Annotated in this window: 18 protein-coding genes and 1 pseudogene; 7 read left to right on the plus strand and 12 right to left on the minus strand. The window is 64.4% G+C overall.

What is annotated here, in order from left to right; genetic code table 11:
- Positions 1–10: 10 nt before the first annotated feature.
- From LNV08_RS06745 to LNV08_RS06755, 3 genes are all read right to left on the minus strand, one after another.
- Positions 11–1,315, minus strand: a complete 1,305-nt coding sequence (locus tag LNV08_RS06745; protein ID WP_263532901.1) for an extracellular solute-binding protein — start codon at positions 1,313–1,315, stop codon at positions 11–13.
- A gap of 183 nt (positions 1,316–1,498) precedes the next feature.
- Complete coding sequence (locus LNV08_RS06750) at positions 1,499–2,560, minus strand: LacI family DNA-binding transcriptional regulator (protein ID WP_263532902.1); 1,062 nt, start codon at positions 2,558–2,560, stop codon at positions 1,499–1,501.
- Between the two features lie 68 nt (positions 2,561–2,628).
- The gene (locus tag LNV08_RS06755) at positions 2,629–4,440 is read right to left on the minus strand and encodes a S8 family peptidase (protein ID WP_263532903.1); all 1,812 of its coding nucleotides are present in this window, start codon (positions 4,438–4,440) and stop codon (positions 2,629–2,631) included.
- A 206-nt stretch (positions 4,441–4,646) separates the two neighbouring features.
- Here LNV08_RS06755 and LNV08_RS06760 point away from each other — a divergent pair, with 206 nt between their 5' ends.
- The 3 genes and pseudogenes from LNV08_RS06760 to LNV08_RS06770 form a co-directional block, all read left to right on the plus strand.
- Positions 4,647–5,417: a S1/P1 nuclease gene (locus LNV08_RS06760; protein ID WP_263532904.1), complete on the plus strand. Its 771-nt coding sequence runs from the start codon at positions 4,647–4,649 to the stop codon at positions 5,415–5,417.
- 248 nt (positions 5,418–5,665) lie between these two features.
- Positions 5,666–7,780 (plus strand): TonB-dependent receptor, encoded by a 2,115-nt coding sequence (locus tag LNV08_RS06765; protein WP_263532905.1) that lies wholly within the window; start codon positions 5,666–5,668, stop codon positions 7,778–7,780.
- Between the two features lie 21 nt (positions 7,781–7,801).
- Positions 7,802–8,014 (plus strand): annotated as a pseudogene (locus LNV08_RS06770) (response regulator transcription factor); the annotation flags it as partial.
- Positions 8,015–8,025: 11 nt separating this feature from the next.
- Here LNV08_RS06770 and LNV08_RS06775 read toward each other — a convergent pair.
- On the minus strand, positions 8,026–8,877 hold the full coding sequence (locus LNV08_RS06775) for an ice-binding family protein (RefSeq protein WP_263532906.1): 852 nt from the start codon (positions 8,875–8,877) through the stop codon (positions 8,026–8,028).
- A gap of 246 nt (positions 8,878–9,123) precedes the next feature.
- Between LNV08_RS06775 and LNV08_RS06780 the strand changes: the two genes are divergently transcribed.
- Positions 9,124–9,492, plus strand: a complete 369-nt coding sequence (locus LNV08_RS06780; protein WP_263532907.1) for a bacteriocin — start codon at positions 9,124–9,126, stop codon at positions 9,490–9,492.
- Here the strand turns inward: LNV08_RS06780 and arsH are convergent.
- The 8 genes from arsH to LNV08_RS06820 are packed head-to-tail and all read right to left on the minus strand — an operon-like array spanning position 9,489 to position 15,359.
- Positions 9,489–10,202: an arsenical resistance protein ArsH gene (gene arsH / locus LNV08_RS06785; RefSeq protein ID WP_263532908.1), complete on the minus strand. Its 714-nt coding sequence runs from the start codon at positions 10,200–10,202 to the stop codon at positions 9,489–9,491. The genes LNV08_RS06780 and arsH overlap by 4 nt on opposite strands.
- Positions 10,199–10,858, minus strand: coding sequence for an aquaporin (locus tag LNV08_RS06790; protein WP_263532909.1), 660 nt, complete (start codon positions 10,856–10,858; stop codon positions 10,199–10,201). The genes arsH and LNV08_RS06790 overlap by 4 nt, the downstream gene beginning before the upstream one ends.
- On the minus strand, positions 10,855–11,358 hold the full coding sequence (locus tag LNV08_RS06795) for an arsenate reductase ArsC (RefSeq protein ID WP_263532910.1): 504 nt from the start codon (positions 11,356–11,358) through the stop codon (positions 10,855–10,857). Before LNV08_RS06795 ends, LNV08_RS06790 begins: the two co-directional genes overlap by 4 nt.
- Positions 11,359–11,371: 13 nt before the next feature.
- The gene (locus LNV08_RS06800; RefSeq protein ID WP_263532911.1) at positions 11,372–11,698 is read right to left on the minus strand and encodes an ArsR/SmtB family transcription factor; all 327 of its coding nucleotides are present in this window, start codon (positions 11,696–11,698) and stop codon (positions 11,372–11,374) included.
- 49 nt (positions 11,699–11,747) lie between these two features.
- Positions 11,748–12,854, minus strand: a complete 1,107-nt coding sequence (locus LNV08_RS06805; RefSeq protein ID WP_263532912.1) for an ABC transporter ATP-binding protein — start codon at positions 12,852–12,854, stop codon at positions 11,748–11,750.
- A gap of 6 nt (positions 12,855–12,860) precedes the next feature.
- Positions 12,861–13,529: a molybdate ABC transporter permease subunit gene (gene modB, locus LNV08_RS06810; protein WP_263532913.1), complete on the minus strand. Its 669-nt coding sequence runs from the start codon at positions 13,527–13,529 to the stop codon at positions 12,861–12,863.
- On the minus strand, positions 13,530–14,330 hold the full coding sequence (modA, locus tag LNV08_RS06815; RefSeq protein ID WP_263532914.1) for a molybdate ABC transporter substrate-binding protein: 801 nt from the start codon (positions 14,328–14,330) through the stop codon (positions 13,530–13,532). It abuts the gene before it with no gap.
- 45 nt (positions 14,331–14,375) lie between these two features.
- Positions 14,376–15,359, minus strand: a complete 984-nt coding sequence (locus LNV08_RS06820; protein WP_263532915.1) for an ABC transporter substrate-binding protein — start codon at positions 15,357–15,359, stop codon at positions 14,376–14,378.
- Positions 15,360–15,656: 297 nt separating this feature from the next.
- Between LNV08_RS06820 and LNV08_RS06825 the strand changes: the two genes are divergently transcribed.
- The 3 genes from LNV08_RS06825 to LNV08_RS06835 are packed head-to-tail and all read left to right on the plus strand — an operon-like array spanning position 15,657 to position 18,807.
- The gene (locus tag LNV08_RS06825; RefSeq protein WP_263532916.1) at positions 15,657–16,958 is read left to right on the plus strand and encodes a UDP-N-acetylglucosamine 1-carboxyvinyltransferase; all 1,302 of its coding nucleotides are present in this window, start codon (positions 15,657–15,659) and stop codon (positions 16,956–16,958) included.
- A complete protein-coding gene (locus LNV08_RS06830; protein WP_263532917.1) occupies positions 16,958–17,884 on the plus strand; it encodes a TIGR02285 family protein in 927 nt (308 codons plus the stop codon). Before LNV08_RS06825 ends, LNV08_RS06830 begins: the two co-directional genes overlap by 1 nt.
- Positions 17,881–18,807, plus strand: coding sequence for a pseudouridine synthase (locus LNV08_RS06835; RefSeq protein ID WP_263532918.1), 927 nt, complete (start codon positions 17,881–17,883; stop codon positions 18,805–18,807). The genes LNV08_RS06830 and LNV08_RS06835 overlap by 4 nt, the downstream gene beginning before the upstream one ends.
- The last annotated feature ends 2 nt before the right edge of the window (positions 18,808–18,809 follow it).

The following is an 18,809-nucleotide window of genomic DNA, read 5'->3' on the forward strand; positions in this document are numbered from 1 at the left end:
GACGCTTTACTTAACGGGTGGCGCGCTGCTTCAGCAGGCGTTCGGCATCGGCCAGCGCGGTGTGGATGTCTTTGCCGCGCTCCAGCACCTTGTCGAGTTCGGTGTCTATGACTTCCTCGGCAAACGCGTCTTGCTTGTGCACATCCACGGCCTTGATACGGCGAGCCGCGTCGCGCCAGCCCATCCGCGCGGTCTGACCGCCCAGGAAGGCAATCGGCTGCTCGAAGAAGGGGTCGTCATGCGCTTCCAGCAAGGCTGGGAAGGCGTCTTGCGCCTTGAAGGCGCGCAGCTGTATCTCCCGGTTCAGGGTCAGGAACTGAATCAGGTCCCAGGCCAAGGCTTTGTTGGCCGGGTCGGCCTTGCGCGGCAATGCAAAGAAAGTGCCGCCGTAGGCCGCAAACGCGCCCTCGGGCAGTTGCGCGGCACGCCACAGGCCGGCGGTGTTGGGGGCCAACCAGGTATTCAAGTGGCCGGCCAGCCAGGCGCCGGTCAATTGGGTGGCAATGCTGCCGCGCTTGAAGCCCTCGGTCCAGTCGGCCGACCAAGCCAATACCCTTGCGTCCAGCTTGTGCTGGCGCACCTCGCGGGCCAACTCGAAAGCCCGCACAAAGCGCGGTGAGGCGACCAGCACACGCGACTGATTGTCAAAGTACAGCCCTTCGCCGGGCTGTATGCCGGTGCGGATCAGGATGTTCTTGATATCGCGGGCATGGGCCAAGAGGAAGCCGCCGCTGCTGGCCTTGATCTTGATGCCGGCCGCGACATAGCTGTCCCAGCTTTGCGTGAGCTCAGCCTCGCTGACGCCGGCCTTGGCCAGAACATCTTTGCGGTAGAGCAAGGTCCCGGGGCCGATATCGGTCGGCACCGCCACCACCTCGCCGCGCCGGTTGCTCGCCTGCTGGTAGGCATAGGGTACAAAGCGGCTCTTGAAGCGAGCGATCTCGTAGGGCGGGCGGGTTAAGTCTTCCAGACCGAAGCCCGGCGAAAAGCGCCCCAGATAACCAACCTCTAGCGCCATCACATCGGGCAGGTAGACCGCCGTCGACAAGGCGGTGGTCATGGCGGTGTGGTGATCGGCAAATTGGCGGCTGACGACCTTGACTTCGACATTGGGATGCAGGCGCTGCCAAGCCGGCAGCGCCGCCCGGACGATTTCGTCCACGGCCGGGTAGGCGGCCACCACCAGCTGCTGCGCCGCCGACGCGCTGAGTGGCAGCGCCAGACTGAGCAGCCCGAGCAGCATTGACAACGCTGTCAACTTTGGCTGCGTCAGCCGGTGATTCAGCCAGGCGCGCCAACCGACACGCTTGTTCATTTTCATTGCCTGCTTGTCTCCACCTTGAATCAGCCATCATGGGCGATCCGGTCAGTTATTTGGGGGTTTAGGCGCTTTATGAAAGCGCTTTCAGAATGTAATTGAGCCCACTCAGCCTGTCAACAAAGGGTAAGTGCGGGGGTGCTGCTTTGGCGCGGGCCAAGCAATGGCCGCGCCGGTGGCTCACAGCTTGGGCAACAGCGCTCTGGTCGAGCCGCGCACCGTCAAGCGGGGTTCCGGCAGGCTGGCCTGCGGCTGTTCGCCCGCCAAGAGCTGCAACAGCGCAGTGGCCGCCAAGCTGCCGAGCTCATAGGCCGGGTGATGGATGGTGGTCAGCGGCGGCACCGAGTGGGCTGCGCCGGCCACATCATCAAAGCCAACCAGCGAGACTTCATCCGGCACATGCAGGCCATGGCGATGCAAGGCCAGGGCCGCACCAAAAGCCATTTGGTCATTGGCAGCAAAGATCGCGCTGAATGGCCGGCGGCCTGCAATCAACTGCTCCACCGCGAGCAAGCCGCTTTCTTCGCTATACATGCCCTGCAGCACCAGCTCGGCTTGGAAGGCTACGCCCGCTTCGGTCAGCGCGGCGCGGTAGCCGCGCAAACGCTCCAGCGCATCGGGATGGTTTTCCGGCCCGGCGATAAAGGCAATTTCGCGGTGACCTTGGGCGAGCAGATGAGCAGTTGCCAGTCTTGCGCCTTCGAAGTTATTGAAGTCCAGCGAGAACAGCCCCGGCGCGACCAGGCTGCGGCCGGTGACGACCACCGGCAAGGCCTTGGCCAGCGTCTTCAGCGACTCATCGCTGAGCCGGCCGGTCAGGATGATGAAACCGTCAACGCGGCGCGAACGCAGCACTTCGATGCAGCGGGCTTCTTCTTTGGCGTTCCAATGGCCGCTGACAAACAGCGGGCTGTAGCCAATCTTGTTCAGCTCTTCTTCGATGCCGCGCAGCGCGATGCCGTAGAAGGGGCTGTCGATCGCCTGGGTGATAACGCCCACACTCAGCGTGCGCCCGCCCGCCAGGCCGCGCGCCATCGGGTTGGGCACAAAGCCCAGCTCGGCGATCGCTTGGTCCACTGCCGCACGCTTCTCGGCGCTGACCACGGCCGTGCCATTCAAGATGCGCGACACTGTGCTGGGAGAAACGCCGCAGGCCTCGGCCACCATGCCCAACGTGACCTTGGGGTCGTGGCCGGATGCCGTGTTGCGTGTGGATTTGCGTTCTTTCGGGCTGCTCTTCATGGCCTGCGGTCGGTGGTGGCCTCGCAGTTTAAGGGTTTCGCCGGGCCGCCTCTGCCACGCTTACCCGATCAAGGCTTGGCCAGCTCTCCGGGCGGCTTACGGGCCAGCTGCGCCGAATGCAAGGGATTCAGACGCCGCATCGCCATCGGCAGCTGCGTGCCAGGCGCCACCGGGTCGGCGCCGTCGATCAGCAATTGCTTCAGCTGCGCCACCGTCAACGCGGGCCATTGGCTCAAGAGCTTGGCCGCGACATTGCTGACTTCGGGGGCAGCCATGCTGGTGCCCGACATGGCCATGGTTTGCTCGCCCGGTATGGCGCTGAGCGTCGCGTCGCCCAGCGCATACAGATGCACCGCCTCGCCGTAATTGCTGAAGCCGGTGACATGCCCGGCGTGATCCAGCGCGCCCACCGCCAGCAAATTGGCCGCGCCCAGGCTGGCAGGCCAAAAGCGCGAGGCGGCCGGGCCCATATCGCTGTTCTCATTGCCCGCACCGGCCACAAACAAGGTCTCCGGACAGGCCGCCATCAGCGCCAGCATCTGCTTGCGCAAAGCCCGCTCCTGCTCGGCTTGCATGCCAATGCCGGGCAGGCCCCAGCTCATATTGACGATGCGAATCTTGTTGTCGCGGATGAAGGCCGCGATCTGCCCAAAGTGCTTCTGCATGGCGCCACGTTTTTCAACAAAGGCAGGTTTGAAGAACTCTGACCCCGAATGAATGGCCAGCAGTTCGGCATGCGGGTTGCCGGCCATTGCGATGCCGGCGACATGGGTGCCATGCATGCGAGGGCCAGCCCGATACAGCTGTATCTGCAGCCGCATATACGCCTGCGCCTCTGCGTCGGGCTTGTTCTGATACCGCTCCGGCAACTGCATGAGATGGGCGTCGTAAGCCTCTCTCGCAGCGCTTTTGCGGCCCATCCTTTCGTCCTCAAGACCCTTCACCAGCAGCCACGCCTCTTGCCGGCTCAGGCCCGGCACGACCGGATCGACGATACAAAACTCGTTCGCGTGCTCGGTCAGCATCAAACAGGCCTGAGAGGGGTGTTTGAAAGCGCTCAGCTCAACGCCATCGGGCTCCCAAATGGCCATGCGCACCGGGTGGCCCGGCCCTTCGGGCAAGGATTTTGTACGCGCAGCCCAAAAATCTTCTCCGGCCGGCTGTGCCGCCAGGAAGCGTGCAATGCCGCGCTCGAAAGCTGCTGCGCGGGGCTGCAGCATCTCGGCATTGAAGCGGGCGTTGATGATCATTTCCGCCAACGTCCGGTCGTCGGGGCGCTTCGGGTTGCCGGGCTTGAAGGTGTCGTAGGAATGAGTCCAGCCAAGGGCGAGCTTGTCAATCGGAGAAAACTGCCAGCTCGAAGCGATTGCATCGAGACTCGCTTTTGCCGCCGGCCAAGGCTGTGACTTGAGGCGCTGCTGCAGCTCGGCGTCCCACTGGGCTTCGCTCCACGCTTTGCCTTCGCCACTTTGCTGCGCCGCTGCCAACAACTGCTCGACCCACAGCAAGCCAGGGCGCAACTCCAGCTTGGCGCTGCCGGCCCGAGCTTGCTCGATGAGGCGCAGCGCCTCATTGGGCCGCCCGCGCAGCAGCGCCAGCCGTGTCCGCAAGGCCGTGATGGCGCCAAGTTGAGCGCCGTTGTGGGGGTTGGCAGCAGCCTGCATCAACTTCAGCTGGCGTTCGGTCCAATCCAGCATCGGCGCCAGATCGGCCAGTGGCGCGCTCAGATAGTGGCTCGGTGGCATGCTGAGGCCCGCATTGGCGGAGGCCAAGTTTGCTGCCCAAGTCTTCTGTGCAATGGCAGCGAATGCAGCTAAAGCCAGGGCCACGGCGAGGCGGCGCCAAGCCAAGCGATGGAGCTTGCTTCTCATCTCGGTCATTGCACACTCACTTGTTCAGGCAGTTTCGAGCGTTAGCATTGTGGCAGAGGCTCAAGCGCCAAGGCTTTGGCAGAATGGCGGCCGCTGTCCTGCCGGGCAATTCCTGTTTGTTCACCGTAAGTTTTTCCAAGTTCCTGCTCTTGCTCAATTCGCCCCGCCTGCGCCAGCCACTCGCTGCCCTGATTGTCATTCTCCCCGCTCTGTTCATGCACTCAAAGTCGGCCCAGGCCTGGGGTGCCGATGGCCACCGCCTGATTGCTAACTTGGCCGAGCAAAACCTCAACGCCGGCGCGCGCGCCGAGGTGGCGCGGCTGCTGGCGCTGGAGCCGGGCAGCACCTTGGCCTCGGTGTCGACCTGGGCGGATGAGCACCGCTCGCCGCAGACCGGGCCCTGGCATTACGTCAACTTTCCACGCGATGCCGATTGTCTGTATGAGCCGCTGCGCGACTGCGAGGGCGGGGCCTGCGTGGTGGCCGCCATCCAACGCCAAAGCAGCGTGCTGCGCTCCAGCGCCGCCGATGATGAGGCGCGGCTGAAGGCGTTGAAATATGTCGTCCACCTGGTCGCTGATGTGCATCAGCCCTTGCATGCCGGCTTTGGCGATGACAGGGGCGGCAATAGCTATCAGCTGCAAGGCTTTGGGCGCGGCACCAATCTGCATGCCTTGTGGGACTCGGGCCTGATCCTGAATCGCCCCGGCGCGCTGGCGGCCTTGCAAGCGCAACTCAGCGAAGCCAAGCCGCTGAAGGTCGAGATGTCAAAGTCGGCCGGCGGCGCCGCGCAATGGGCCAGCGAGTCTTGCCGCATCGCCAGTGCGCCGGACTTCTACCCCGATGGCCACAAGGTCGATCAGGCCTACGCCGACGCGCATGAGCCCCAGCTGCTGGCGCAGTTGCAGCTGGCGGCACAGCGCCTGGCCGAGGTCTTGAACGAGAACCTGGGCAAGAAGGCCGAAGTTCGGGCGGCACAGTTGTAAATCAACAGAGGGCTGAGCCGCCCACCTGGGGCAGGGGGAGCAGGGGAAGAAGGGGAAGAAGGGGAGAAAGGCCACCGGGATGGTGTCGTCGCGGTCTTCAGTGCCGCGCGAGCACGGGCCTGGATGCCAAAGAGGTGTCATAAACATTGCTTAGCATTCCGGGCTTCGCGCATCCGCTGGCCGGATGGCCGCGAATCCAGGCGGACCTTTTTGCAATGCCTCCTCTGTCTCCATCGATGAATTCCGCCATGCCCTCCCTCGCCAAGACCGCTCTCGTATCTCTGCCGCTGAGCCTGCTGGCGCTCGCCTGCCAACAGGCGGCTGCCGAAGAGAAGAAGGCCGGCAGCGAAGCCGGCGAAGCCACGCAAAGCCTGGCGCCGGTGCTGGTGATAGGCAATTACATCAACGGCGTCGGCAGCTCCGACGCTGCATCGCAAGGCGCGGTCAGCGCACGTTTGATCGAGAGCCGCCCGACTCTCAGGCCGGCCGAGCTCTTGGAGTTTGTGCCCGGCGTGATCGTCACCCAGCACAGCGGTGGCGGCAAAGCTAACCAGTATTTTCTACGGGGCTTCAACCTCGACCATGGCACCGACTTCGCCACCTTTGTGGACGGCATGCCGGTCAATATGCCTACCCATGCGCATGGCCACGGCTATAGCGATCTGAACTGGTTGATCCCGGAGCTGGTCAACCGCATCAGCTACAAAAAAGGCCCTTACTTTGCCGATGTGGGCGACTTCGGCTCGGCCGGCGCGGCCCGCTTTGAGCTGAGCGAGCGCATGCCCGCCGGCTTGGCCGAATTGACGCTGGGCCAGAACGGCTATCGGCGCGCCTTGCTGAGCAAGTCGCTCGAACTGAGCGGCGGCGATCTGCTGTATGCGCTGGAGGCCTCGCACAATGACGGCCCCTGGGAGAACCCGGAACACCTGCGGCGCAAGAACGGCGTATTGCGCTACAGCTTTGGCCCGGCCGAGCAGCGCAGCAGCATCACCGCAATGGCCTACGAGGCCGACTGGAACTCGACCGACCAGATCCCGCTGCGGGCGGTGAATGCCGGTTTGGTGGGCCGCTACGGTGCGCTGGACCCCAGCGACGGTGGCCACACCTCGCGCCTGAGCCTGTCCTTCACGACCGAGCGCAAGGCCGAGGACGGCGGCTTCAAGTTCAATGCCTATGCGATCAAGTCCAGACTCGATCTGTTCTCCAACTTCACCTTTTTTCTTGAGCATCCGGTGGACCTGGACCCCAGCCTCAAGCATGGCGACCAGTTCGAGCAGGCCGAGCGGCGCCAGGTTTACGGCCTGGCCGGCAGCCGCAGCTGGAACCTCACGCTGGCAGGGCTGGAAACCAGCAACACGGTCGGCCTTCAACTGCGCCATGACCGCCTGAACCCGGTCGGGTTGTATGAGTCGGTCGCGCGCGAACGGGTCGGTGTCATCCAGGAAAGCAATGTGCGCCAAACCTCGGTCGGCCTGTTTGCAGAGAACTCCACCCAATGGCTGCCTTGGATGCGCAGCGTGGCCGGCCTGCGTTTTGACCGGCTGGATCTGAAGGTCAGCAGTTCCATCGCGGCCAATAGCGGCACCGAGCAAGCCCATCTGAGCAGCCCCAAGCTGTCGTTGATCTTCGGCCCCTGGGCCAAGACCGAGGCCTTCGTCAACTATGGTCAGGGCTTTCATAGCAATGATGCGCGTGGCGCCACCGCGCGGGTCTCGGCCAAAGAGAATCTGCCGGTCGAGGCGGTGCGGCCCTTGGTGCGCTCCAAGGGCAGCGAGCTGGGCCTGCGCAGCGAGATCATCCCGGGCTTGCAAAGCTCGCTGGCGCTGTGGCAGCTGAAGCTGGCGTCGGAGCTGGTGTTTGTTGGCGATGCCGGCGAGACCGAGGCCAGCCGCGCCAGCCGGCGCAGCGGCGTCGAATGGAACAACCATTACCAGGCCGCCTCTTGGCTGCTGCTGGACGCCGATGTGGCTTTGTCCCGAGCGCGTTATACCGAGTTCGACCCGGCCGGTGACCATGTTCCTGGCGCCATCAACCGCGTCTTCTCGGCCGGCGCCACGCTGAACGGTCTGGGGCCCTGGTCGGGCCAATTCCAGCTGCGCTACTTCGGGCCTAGAGCGCTGACCGAAGACAACAGCCAGCGCTCCAAGGCCACCACCTTGGCGCAGATGCGCATCGGCTACCGCATCAACGCCAGCACCAGCTTGAACCTGGACGTTTTCAATCTATTCGCCAGCAAGGCCAGCGACATCGATTACTACTACGCCTCGCGCTTGAAGGGCGAGCCGGCCGAGGGTGTGCCCGATATTCACTTCCATCCGGTCGAGCCGCGCAGCCTGCGGCTGGGCCTGAATATCGGCTTCTAGTCAGCCGGCCAATTTGCACCGGCGGCCACGGAAAAGTTGCTGACCCCCAAAGAGCGCGAAATCTTGGCCCTGCTGGCGCGCAACTATTCCAACAAGGAAATTGCCAACGCCTTGATGGTCAGCAGCGAGACCGTCAAATGGCATTTGAAGGCGCTCTACAGCAAACTCGAAGCGGCCTCACGCAAGCACGCGGTGACAAGAGCCCGCACGATGGGGATGTTGGGGCGGGCTTAGGCTGACCTCCGTCAAACGACCCGGCGCCGCTTGGCAGCCAGACCCGCCAAGCCAGTCAGACCCAGGCCCATCAAGGCCCAGCTGCTGGGCTCGGGCACCGCGATAACGCTGCCAAAGCCGGCGCTGCCGTAGTCGCTGCGGCCGCTGTCGAGGGCGCCGCTGCCTGAGCAGTCATTGGAGATCATGTTCGTGTCCAGGGTTACCGCCGCATGCAGGGCGATGGCGCGGCCGCACAGAATCCGCGCGCCGGTATTGAGCGTGATGCTTTGGTCGGCAATGAGGTTACCGGCAAACAAGGTCGCGGTGCCCAGGGTGGCGGAACTGCCGACCCGCCAAAACACGCCGGTATTGCTGCCGCCGTCAATCAGATTGACCATGGCGCTGCTGGCCGTCGTGAGCGCGCTACCGATCTTGAACACAAAGAGTGCATTGGGGTCGTGCATGGCGTTGAGCGTCAAGGTCCCGGTCAACTGTGCCTCGGTATCGAAGCTGTAGACACCCGGCGTCAGCGTCAGGCCGCCCAGATCGGTGCCGGTGAGGTTGCCCGTGGACGCCATGCCGGCCAGCGCAATATAGGCGGAGGAGGCATCCAGCTGCGCTTGCAGCGCGGCCGCATCGGTTTGTTGCAATGCACCCGTCAGCGTGATGCTGGCCAGACCTGTGATCGATGAGCCCGGGGACAAGCCGAGATCGCCCCAGATCGTGCTCGGTCCGGTGTTGGTCACGGTCGAGGCGCCCAAGACCGCAAGGCCCTGTGCTGTACCCAGGAAGGGCGCCGCTACGGCAGGCAATGCCCAACACAGCACAGCGCTCAGTGCCACTGAAAATTTGCAGGTCTTTGAAAGCAGGTTTGCATGATTCATGTCCGACTCCAGGTTGAAAAGCCCAATTCGCCAAATTCGCCCTATTGCGATGCCGCACGACAGCGGCAAGCACGAGTCTCGAATTCAGCGCCCTGGCGGTCTGTGCGTTAGCGAACAAGGAATTGCGGGGGCTTGTCCTACATCTCATCGGCTTGCTGGACGCTGCAAGCGGGACTGCAGGGGCGGTATAAAAGTTGTGACGCAAGAGCCGGCGCTCCTGCCTGCATCCAAGCCCAAGGACACCCCATGAACTCATCCGAAAGACCGCGCCCGAACACCGCAGCGCCCGCCACCACCGACGAGGATCTGGCCGCTCAAGCCAAGCCGGGCGAGGGCATCCCCTCGCAAGACACCAGTCTGTCGGCTCAACTGCCGCTGAAGGGTGAGGACGCCGAAAGAGAAGCCAACTCGGCCTGGGTTGGGGGTGCCGCGATTGCCGGTGCCGCCACCGGGGCCGCTGTGGGCGTCGCGGTGGCCGGGCCGGTAGGCGTGGTGGCGGGCGCCGCGCTGGGTCTGGTGGCCGGCGCGCTGGGGGGCGCCGCTGCTGGAAGCACAGCGGCCGAGCCCGCTGACCCTGTCGCCCAGGCCGCCGTCAATAAAGCGGCGCCGGGCTAAATGCTGGCCTGATTGACGCGCCGACTCAGCTCGGCCGCGCTTTCCTTGCGTTCGCTATAACGATCGACCAGATAGGCGCTGGATTCGCGCGTGAGCAGCGTGAACTTCATCAGCTCTTCCATTACATCGACGATGCGGTCGTAATAGCTGGATGGCTTCATGCGGCCGGCTTCGTCGAACTCCAGAAAGGCCTTGGCGACCGAGCTTTGGTTGGGGATGGTCAACATGCGCATCCAGCGGCCCAGGATGCGCATCTGGTTGACGGCATTGAAGGATTGCGAGCCACCCGAGACCTGCATCACGGCCAGCGTCTTGCCCTGGGTCGGGCGCACCGCGCCGGCGTTGAGCGGCAGCCAGTCGATCTGCGTCTTCATCAGGCCGGTCATCGCGCCATGCCGCTCAGGCGAACACCAGACCATGGCCTCCGACCATTGCACCAGCTCGCGCAACTCCCGCACCTTGGCGTGGGTGTCGGGCGCATCGTCGACCAGTGGCAGGCCGCTGGGGTTGAAGACGCGGGTCTCGGCGCCCATCGCTTGCAAAAGCCGCTCGGCCTCCAGCGTGCAGAGCTTGCTGTAAGAGCGTTCGCGCAAGGAACCGTACAGCAGCAGCACACGCGGCGCCTGGGTGGCGCGGCTGCCGATCGCGATGAAGTCGCTCGCCAAAGGCGGCTTGAACAAGGCGGCGTCCAAGTTGGGAAGATCGCTCATTTGTTGCGCCCTAGAAGTTGATGCAGGCCTAAACCGGCTGCCGCACCGAGGAGCTGTGCGATCACAAAACCCGCCGCGCTGGCCGGTGCAATGCCGGCGAAGGAGTCGCTGAACATGCGGCCAAACACGGCCGCCGGATTGGCAAACGAGGTCGAGGCGGTGAACCAATAGGCGGCACCAATATAGCCGGCCACCAAGCTGCTGGCGCGACCCGCCGGCGCCCGCAAAATCACCAACAAGAGCCCGGCCGTGGCCACAGCCTCGGCCAGCCACTGGCCTGCGCCGCCGCGCAGCTTCAGCGAGGTTTGCAGAAGCGGCAGCTCAAACATCGCGTTAGCAAGCCAGGCCCCCAGGACAGCCCCGAGCAATTGCGCGGCAATATAGGGCAAGACCCAGCGCGCCGCCAGCTCGCCGCGCGCGGCCATCACCAGGCTGACGGCTGGGTTGAAATGCGCGCCGCTGATGGGCCTGAAGACCTCGATCAAGACATACAGGCCCCAGACCGTGGCAAGCGTATTGGCCAGCAATGCGACGGCCACATTGCCGCCGCTGAGGCGCTCGGCCATGATGCCGGACCCGATCACGATGGCCAGCAGCAAAGCCGTGCCCAAGCCCTCCGCCAGCAGGCGCGGGCGCATCTGCAGGGCCTGACTCATGACTTGCCAATCTCCCCCAGCGCCTCTTGCAGATCGCTTTTGCTCATGGTCTCCAAAGGCAAGGCCAGCAGTTGCAGCATCCGGTAGCCAATCGCTTGACGTGTCAGCTCGAAAGCGCGGCGCTTGCCTTCCTCGCCGCCTTCGGCATTGCTAGGGTCGGGGTAGCCCCAGTGCACTTTGACTGGCTGACCCTGGCCACCAAAGAAGACCGGGCAAGTCTCTGCCGCCGCGCTGTCGCAGACGGTGATGACGATGGACAGTGGCGGTGCGCCCTCTGAGCTGAACTCATCCCAGCTCTTGCTGCGATAACCGGCCACATCGACGCCGGCGTTCGTCAGCGCCTCCAAGGCGAAGGGGTTGAGCCGGCCGCTTGGCGCGCTGCCGGCGCTGTGGGCGCGCACATCGCGGCCCAGTTTGGCGGCGAGATGGTTCAACATGCCCTCGGACAAAACGCTGCGCGCCGAGTTGTGGGTGCAAAGAATCAATACATGCGTGGTCATGGGGATTTGGCCTTCAGCAGGCCGAGCAGTTTGGGGTTGAAATCGTCAAGCAAGCTTCGCCCTGGCAGCAATTGGCCGTCAGATAGGCCAAGAGTTCGTTCATTTGCGTGAAGGCGGCGCGGTAGATCAGGTTGCGGCCCTCGCGCTCCTGGCTGACCAGGCCGGCGTTGAGCAGCTCCTTCAGATGGAAGGACAGCGTCGAGGCCGGCACGTCCAGTGTCTGCGCCAAGGCGCTCGGCGTCAGGCCCAGCGGCCCGGCGACGACCAGGGTGCGGAACACTTGCAGGCGGGCGGCCTGCGCCAGCGCGGCCAGCGCCTTGACGATTGCTTGTTCTTCCATAATTCCATTGTAGTGGAATTATGAATTTGTCTTGCTATGCCTTGCGGCTTCAGCTCCGCACCGGCATCACATGAATACCGCTCGGGTCCAGCTCCAGCAGCAAGACCTGACCCACACGCCAGCCCGACTGCCTGAGTTGGCGCGTGCCGATGTCGAGGTGCACATGAGCCTTGGCCGAGCCTTGGACGGCCAACTTCAGCGTCGAGGTTTCGCCCAGGCTGCGCAGCTCAATCAGCTCGGCAGGGACCAGATTGACGACGGCGGCGGTCGGCGCGGCCGTGTGGCATTGGATGAATTCACCGCTGATGACCCAGCGCACCGGCGTGCCGTCTTCGATGCGTCCCTTGTCGATGATTTGCAGCTGTGGCGCCGCTTCATCTTCGCCCCATTGCAAAAGCGCCCCGCCGCTGGTCTTGCGAAAGATGCCGCGATGGATGTCGCGCAGGCCCACCAGCGCCGCCACCCGCGCATTGCGCGGCCGCGCCAACAGTTGCTCGGGCGGGCCGTCTTGCAGCGCTTCGCCGGCTTCCAGAATACACAGGCGGTCCGCCAGCATGCGGGCTTCGCGCAGATCATGCGTGACCATGATGATGGGCAGCGTCAGGCGCTCGCGCAGCTTGACCAACTCCTCCCACAAGGCATAGCGGGTCGGCTGATCGACAGCGGAAAACGCTTCGTCCAGCAAAAGCAATTGGGGCCTGCGCGCCAGCGCGCGCGCCAAGGCCACGCGCTGGCGCTGGCCGCCGGACAGCTGCTCGGGGCGGCGCGCCGCCAGGCCATCCAGCTGCATATCGGCCAGCAGTTTGAGTGCCTGCTCGCGCCGGGCGGTCTTGGAGCCGGCGCCGCTGTCGCCAGGAATGGCCAGGCTGACATTGTCCAAGGCGCTAAGATGCGGGAACAAGGCGTAATGCTGAAACACCATGCCGACGCCGCGCCGCTCGGCCGGCACGGCGATGCTGCGCTCGCTGTCGAACCACAGCTCATCGCCCAAGCTGATGCGGCCGCTGCTGACCGTCAACAGGCCGGCCAGCGCCCGCAGTACGCTGGTCTTGCCGCTTCCCGAAGGACCGACCAGCGCGAGCAACTCGCCATTCGCACAGCGCAGGTCCAGCGCCAATGGAATCGGCCCGGCTTGATGCAGACTCGCTTGCAGCATCGTGCTTCAGCCTCCCCGAGTTCGAAGGGGTCGGCTCAGCCAGCTGCTGATCAGCAGCGTCAGCATCGAAATTGCCAGCAGCGTGGCCGACATCGCGCCCGCCGCCTGCATGTCAAAGGACTGCACGCGGTCATAGATGGCGATCGAGATCGTCTGCGTCTCGCCGGCGATATTGCCGCCCACCATCAGCACCACGCCAAACTCGCCCAAGGTGTGCGCGGCCGTCATGATGAGGCCGCTCAGAATGCCGCGCCAGGCCAGCGGCAGCTCGATCAGCGTCAGCGTGCGCCAAGGCGACAGGCCGCAGCTGCGGGCGGCGTCGAAGAGTTCGCTCGGTATCGCCTCGAAGGCGCGCTGCATAGGCATCACGGCGAACGGAATGTTGAAGATCAGGCTGGCCAGCAGCAGGCCCTCGAACGAGAAGGCCAGCGTGCGCCCGCTTAAAGCTTGATACCAAGCACCCAAGGCCGAGCCGCCGCCCATCCAGATCAGCAAATAGAAGCCCAGGACGGTCGGCGGCAGCACCAGTGGCAGCGCCAGCGCGGCCTCCAGCACGGGGCGCAGCGGATGGCGGCTGCGCGCCAGCCAGCGGCCCGCGAAGACGCCCAGCGGCAACAAGATCAAGGCGGTGGCCAAGGCCAGCAAGGCCGACAGGCGCAAGGCGGTCCAGTCCATTCAGCGGCTACTCTCGCTGCTGATGGAGCTTGGGGGCGGCAGCTCGAAGCCATGGCGCTGCAAGATCGCCCGCCCGGCCGGTGCTTGCAAGTAGGTATAGAAGTCGCGCGCCACCGGGCCTGCTTTTTTGGTCAAGACCATGCGCTGGCGCAGCGGGCTGTGCATGGCCTCAGGGATCAAGACAAAGCTGCCAGCCTGGGAAAACTGAGGTGCCAGAGCCAAAGAATAGGCAAACAGGCCGCCCTCGGTCGAGCCTGAAACCGCGAACTGCGCTGCTTGTGAGACGTTTTCGCCCAGCACCAGCTGAGGGCTGATGGCGGCCCACAGGCCGGCGCTTTGCAAGGCTTGTTTGGCAGCGCGACCATAGGGCGCGTGTGCGGGGTTGGCGATGGCGAATTTGCGCACGCGCCCGTCGCTCAGGGCCAGGCGCAGATCGGCCAGCTCGGCGTCAGGCTTGAGCTTGGAGCCCTTGGGCGCGAACAAGACCAGGCGGCCGGTGCCATAAAGCACACCCCGGTCCGGGCTGAACCCTTGCTCGGCCAGTTTGAACACAAAGTCCTCATCGGCCGATAAGAACAGCTGGAAGGGCGCGCCCTGCAGGATCTGGGCGTAGAAATTGCCCGACGAGCCGTAGCTCAGCCGTAGGCTCTGGCCGCTTTGCTGCTTGAATGCTTCGGCCGCCTCGTCCAGCGCGAACTTGAGGTCGGAGGCGGCGGCGATATTCGGCGGCGCCGGCATTGTTTGCGCCCTTGCCCCGCCGAACAGGGCCAGCAGCACAGCGCCACACAGGGCTTTGACCATGGATGCGAAAGTGTAGGAAAAAGACAGGCGCCGATGGTAGCTTGCTCAAGGCGCCCCGGCCTGCTTGGCCAGCACCTCGCGCTGCCACAGCATTGGCAGCTTTTTCACTTCCCAGGCCCAGACAAAGGGCTTGATGACGCGCGCGTTCTTGTATTGGGAGGCGTCCAAGAGCCGTTGCCGCAAGGCCTCGGGCAGTTGCAGATGCTCGATGCGTATCGGCCGGGCGAAACCCTGGGCCAGATTGAGCTGACCGGCATCGCTGAAGATGTACTCGCGCGCCAACTCGGCCGCGTTGGGATGCGCTGCGTGCCGGTTGAGCACGGTGGTGTAGCCGCTGGTGACCGAGCCGTCGGCCGGGATCAGCACCGCGTAATCTGTGGGTTTGGGCAGTTTGTCGCGCTGAGACAGGGCCAGAAAATCCCACATCAGAAACACATCAATCGCGGCTTGCTCGAGGCGGGCGGGGCCGGGATTCCTGAGCACCAAGCGGCCTTGTTGAGCCAGCTTGGCGAACTGTTGCAGGGCCGGCTGCAGATTGCTTTCGTCGCCGCCCAGGGCGATCGCTGCCGCCAGCACGCTGGCGCTGGACTGGGCTGACGAGCCGACCTCGCCGATGCCGACGCTGTAGCGGCCCTCGAACAGCTCTTGCCAGCTGTGCGGGACTTGCCCGCCGGTACGCCGGGTATTGACCAAGAAAGCGATCGTGCCGGTATAGGCCAGCGCCCAAAAGCCTTCCTCGTCCTTGGCCCAGGCGGGGATTTGGGCCCAAAGCGCTGGCTTGTGCGGCCGGCTGATGCCGCGCCCGCGAGCGATCGCCCCATACTCAAAGCCCACATCGCCGATGTCCAGGCTGGCCAGCGGGCCTTCGGCCGCCATGCGGCTGATGATGACCGCGCTGTTCATGTTCTCGTCCACATGCTTGATGCCGTAGAGTCGCCGCAGGTCGGCCCAGGTGCTGCGCCAGTTGGCCCAGGTGTCGGGCATGCCCGCACTGTGTATGCGGCCTTCGGCACGGGCGGCTGCTGCCAAGGCCGCCATATCCTTGGCTGCGCCCGGCGCTATATCCGTCGCTAAGTCCGTCGCTTTAAGCGCCCCATCTGCAGCGCCGACGGCTTGGCAGCAAGCCAAACATACGGAGATCAACAGGCAGCGAAACGCAATCATGGTCGGCGGAGCTGGGTGCGAAAAAGAAGCTTGCAGCGTAGCAGCTCAGGCCGTTTTGACGCAGCGCATTTCCCCTAGCGGGTGAATAAGCTCGCGCCAGCGTCGATAATCGCCGTCTTGTCCCTTCCGACCGCGCGTTCCTGTCTCTTTGCGCTCCAGCCCATGTCGAATCTGATTATTCACGGTGGTACGCCTTTGGCGGGCCGCATCATCCCGTCTGCCAACAAGAACGCCGTTCTGCCGATTCTGTGCGCCACCTTGCTGACGGCAGAGCCGGTGCGGCTGCGCGGCGTCACCGAGATCACCGACGTGAAGAAGATCCTTGAGGTCTTCCGCAGCCTGGGCAGCTCGGTCGAGATCGACTACGCGACCGGCGTGCTGGACGTGCATCACCGGGACACCCATTTCGATGCCGCCAAGGACAGGCTGCCCGAGGAAATGCGCTCCAGCATCATGTTGGTGCCGGGTCTGATGGCGCGTTTCGGCGCCGCCCGCATCGAGGACGACGTGACCGGCTGCACGCTGGGCGTGCGGGAGATTGACCCGCATGTGGAGGTGTTCCAGCGCTTCGGCGCGGCGGTCGAGCGCCACAGCGACGGGCTGGTGCTGAAGGTCGACGGTCAATTGCGGGCCAATGACCATTGGACCGATTACGCCTCGGTCACCACGACCGAGAACTTCGTGCTTTGCGCGGCGCTGGCGAATGGCCGCTCGACGCTGATGAACGCGGCTTCCGAGCCGCATGTGCAGGAGTTCTGTGCCTTTTTGCAGATGCTCGGTGCCAAGATTGAAGGCCAGGGCACCTCCAAGCTGACGATCCACGGCGTTGAGCGTCTGGGCGGCGGCGAGTTCACCTTTGCCGAAGACTTCCATGAGATCGTCACCTTCTTGGCGCTGGGCGCCATCACCGGCGGCCAGGTCGAGGTGCGCAACTCGGTGCCCGAGCAGTTTCCACTGATCGACCGGACTTTTGCCAAGTTTGGCGTGCAGATCGTGCATGAGAACGGCTGGTCGCGTTCGGTCACCGATGGGCCGTTGAAGGTCAAGGAGCCGTTCACCCGCAACATCTTGCAAAAGGTCGAGGCGGCACCCTGGCCCTATCTGCCGGTTGACCTGCTGCCGATCTTTGTCGCGCTGGGTGTGCGCGCCGAGGGCAGCGTGATGTTCTGGAACAAGATCTATGACGGCGCGATGGGCTGGACCTCGGAGCTGAGCAAGTTCGGCGGCCATGCCTTCCTGTCCGACCCGCACCGCATGGTCACCTTCGGCGGCAAGCCCCTGCATGCGGCCGAGGTCGAGAGCCCCTACATCATCCGCGTGGCGATCGCGCTGCTGATGGTGGCGGCCAGCATCCCTGGCCGTTCGGTGATCCGCAACGCCACGCCGATCCGCCGCGCGCATCCGCGCTTTGTCGAAAACATCTGCGGCTTGGGCGCTCGTATCGAGTGGGTCGAAGGCGACTGATGAAATTGGCTTCGTGGTGGCGAGCAGCGGCCTCGCTGGCCCTGGTGTTCGCGGGTACTCTGCCAGGTGTTGCAGCGCGAGCGCAGGCCGCGCCCGAGGTCTTGATCTGGCTGGTGCGCGATGTGCCGCCCTATTTCAGCTATACCGGCGGCAAAGCGCCGCGGCATCCCGAGGATCTGGCTAACGGCGAAATCGACGGCTTTTTGCGGCTGCTGATCAAGCAGATGCCGCAATACCGGCATGAGTTTCTTGACGCCGGTTTTCCGCGCTTCGAGGCCATGGTGCGTCAAGGCCAGGCGCTGTGCTCGCCGCTGCATGTGGTGACGCCGGACCGCTTGGACTGGCTCTACTTCACCCAGGTACACCCGCCGCTGTTGACGCGCCAGGTACACCTGGTTGTGCGGCGCGAAGACTTGCCCAAGTTCGAGGCCTTCGGCGCTGTGCCGGCCTTGGCCGAGGTCTTGCAGCGCAGTGATCTGGTCGGCCTGCTGCCCCGGGATCGCTCTTATGGCGTCAAGATTGACCCCTTGTTGAAGGAACGCGGTGAGCTGGCGCCGAAAACTGTGGTGGCCGGCCGCAGCATGCATTTGCTGGCGATGTTGCGGGCCGGCCGTATGGACTACACCTTGGAATACCCGACCACGGTGGATGAATACCTGCGCAGCGCCGGCGCGGGGCCCGACTTGGTCAAGTTGCCGGTGGCCGAAAGCCGCAGCGCCAATTCGGCCACCTTTGCCTGCAGTCGCAACCCCCAAGGCCGCAAGATGATCGAGGCGATTGACTTGGGCGTGCGCAAGCTGGCGCAAGACCCGCGCCGCGAGGACTGGATTCGTGGCTGGCGCGGCGAGCAAATGGATGCACAGGAGCGCGTGCGCCTGAAGCGTTATATGGATGAGCGTGCCCGTGGCGGGGCGCAGATCGAATGACCCGGGCGCGCAGCCTCGACCTGCCGCTGCGCGACGGTGTCGGCGTCAGTGCGGTGGCCTTGCCGCAGACCGGGCCTTGGAGCCTGATGCTGGATTTTCTGGATCAGCGCATGCCGGCGGTGACGCGTGCGGTGTGGGCGGCGCGGATGCAAAACGCCAGCGTGTTCGGCGAGCAGGGTCAGGTCTTGCCGCCCGAGGCGCCATTTCAAGGCGGCGGACGGGTCTTTTATTACCGCGAGCTGGCCGTTGAAGCCGCGATTCCCTTCACCGAGAGCATTGTTTTTCAAGACGACAGGCTCTTGGTGGCCGACAAGCCGCATTTCCTGCCGGTGACGCCGGGAGGGCGCTATGTGCGCGAGACCTTGCTGACCCGGCTCAAGCAGCGCACCGGCCTGCTGCATCTGAGCCCGGCCCACCGCATAGACCGCGAGACCGCCGGCCTGGTGATGTTCACGGTGCAGCCGCAAGATCGCGGTGCCTATCAAAACCTGTTCCGCGACCGTGAGGTCAGCAAGGTCTACGAGGCGATCGCGCCCTTTCGCGCCGATTTGCAGCTGCCCTTGATTCGCCGCAGCCGCATGCAAGAGAGCGCTGCGGCATTCATGCAGTCGATCGAGGTGGACGGCGAGGTCAATGCAGAGACCCGCATCGAGTTGCAGGAGCGTTTGGCCGGCGATGCCAATTTGGCGCGTTATGCCTTGCACCCCAGCACCGGCCAGCGCCATCAGCTGCGCGTGCATATGAATGCGTTAGGCCTGCCGATCGTGGGCGACAGCATCTACCCGGAGCTATTGCCCCCGCAGGATGCGGCCGATTTCGGCCGGCCCTTGCAGCTGCTGGCCAAGGAGTTGCGCTTTGTGGACCCGCTGAGCGGTCAGCCGCGCCATTTCGAGAGCAAGCTGCGGCTGACCGGCGGGGTTTAGTC

The organism is Paucibacter sp. TC2R-5, assembly GCF_025717605.1.
Lineage (GTDB): Bacteria > Pseudomonadota > Gammaproteobacteria > Burkholderiales > Burkholderiaceae_C > Paucibacter_A > Paucibacter_A albus.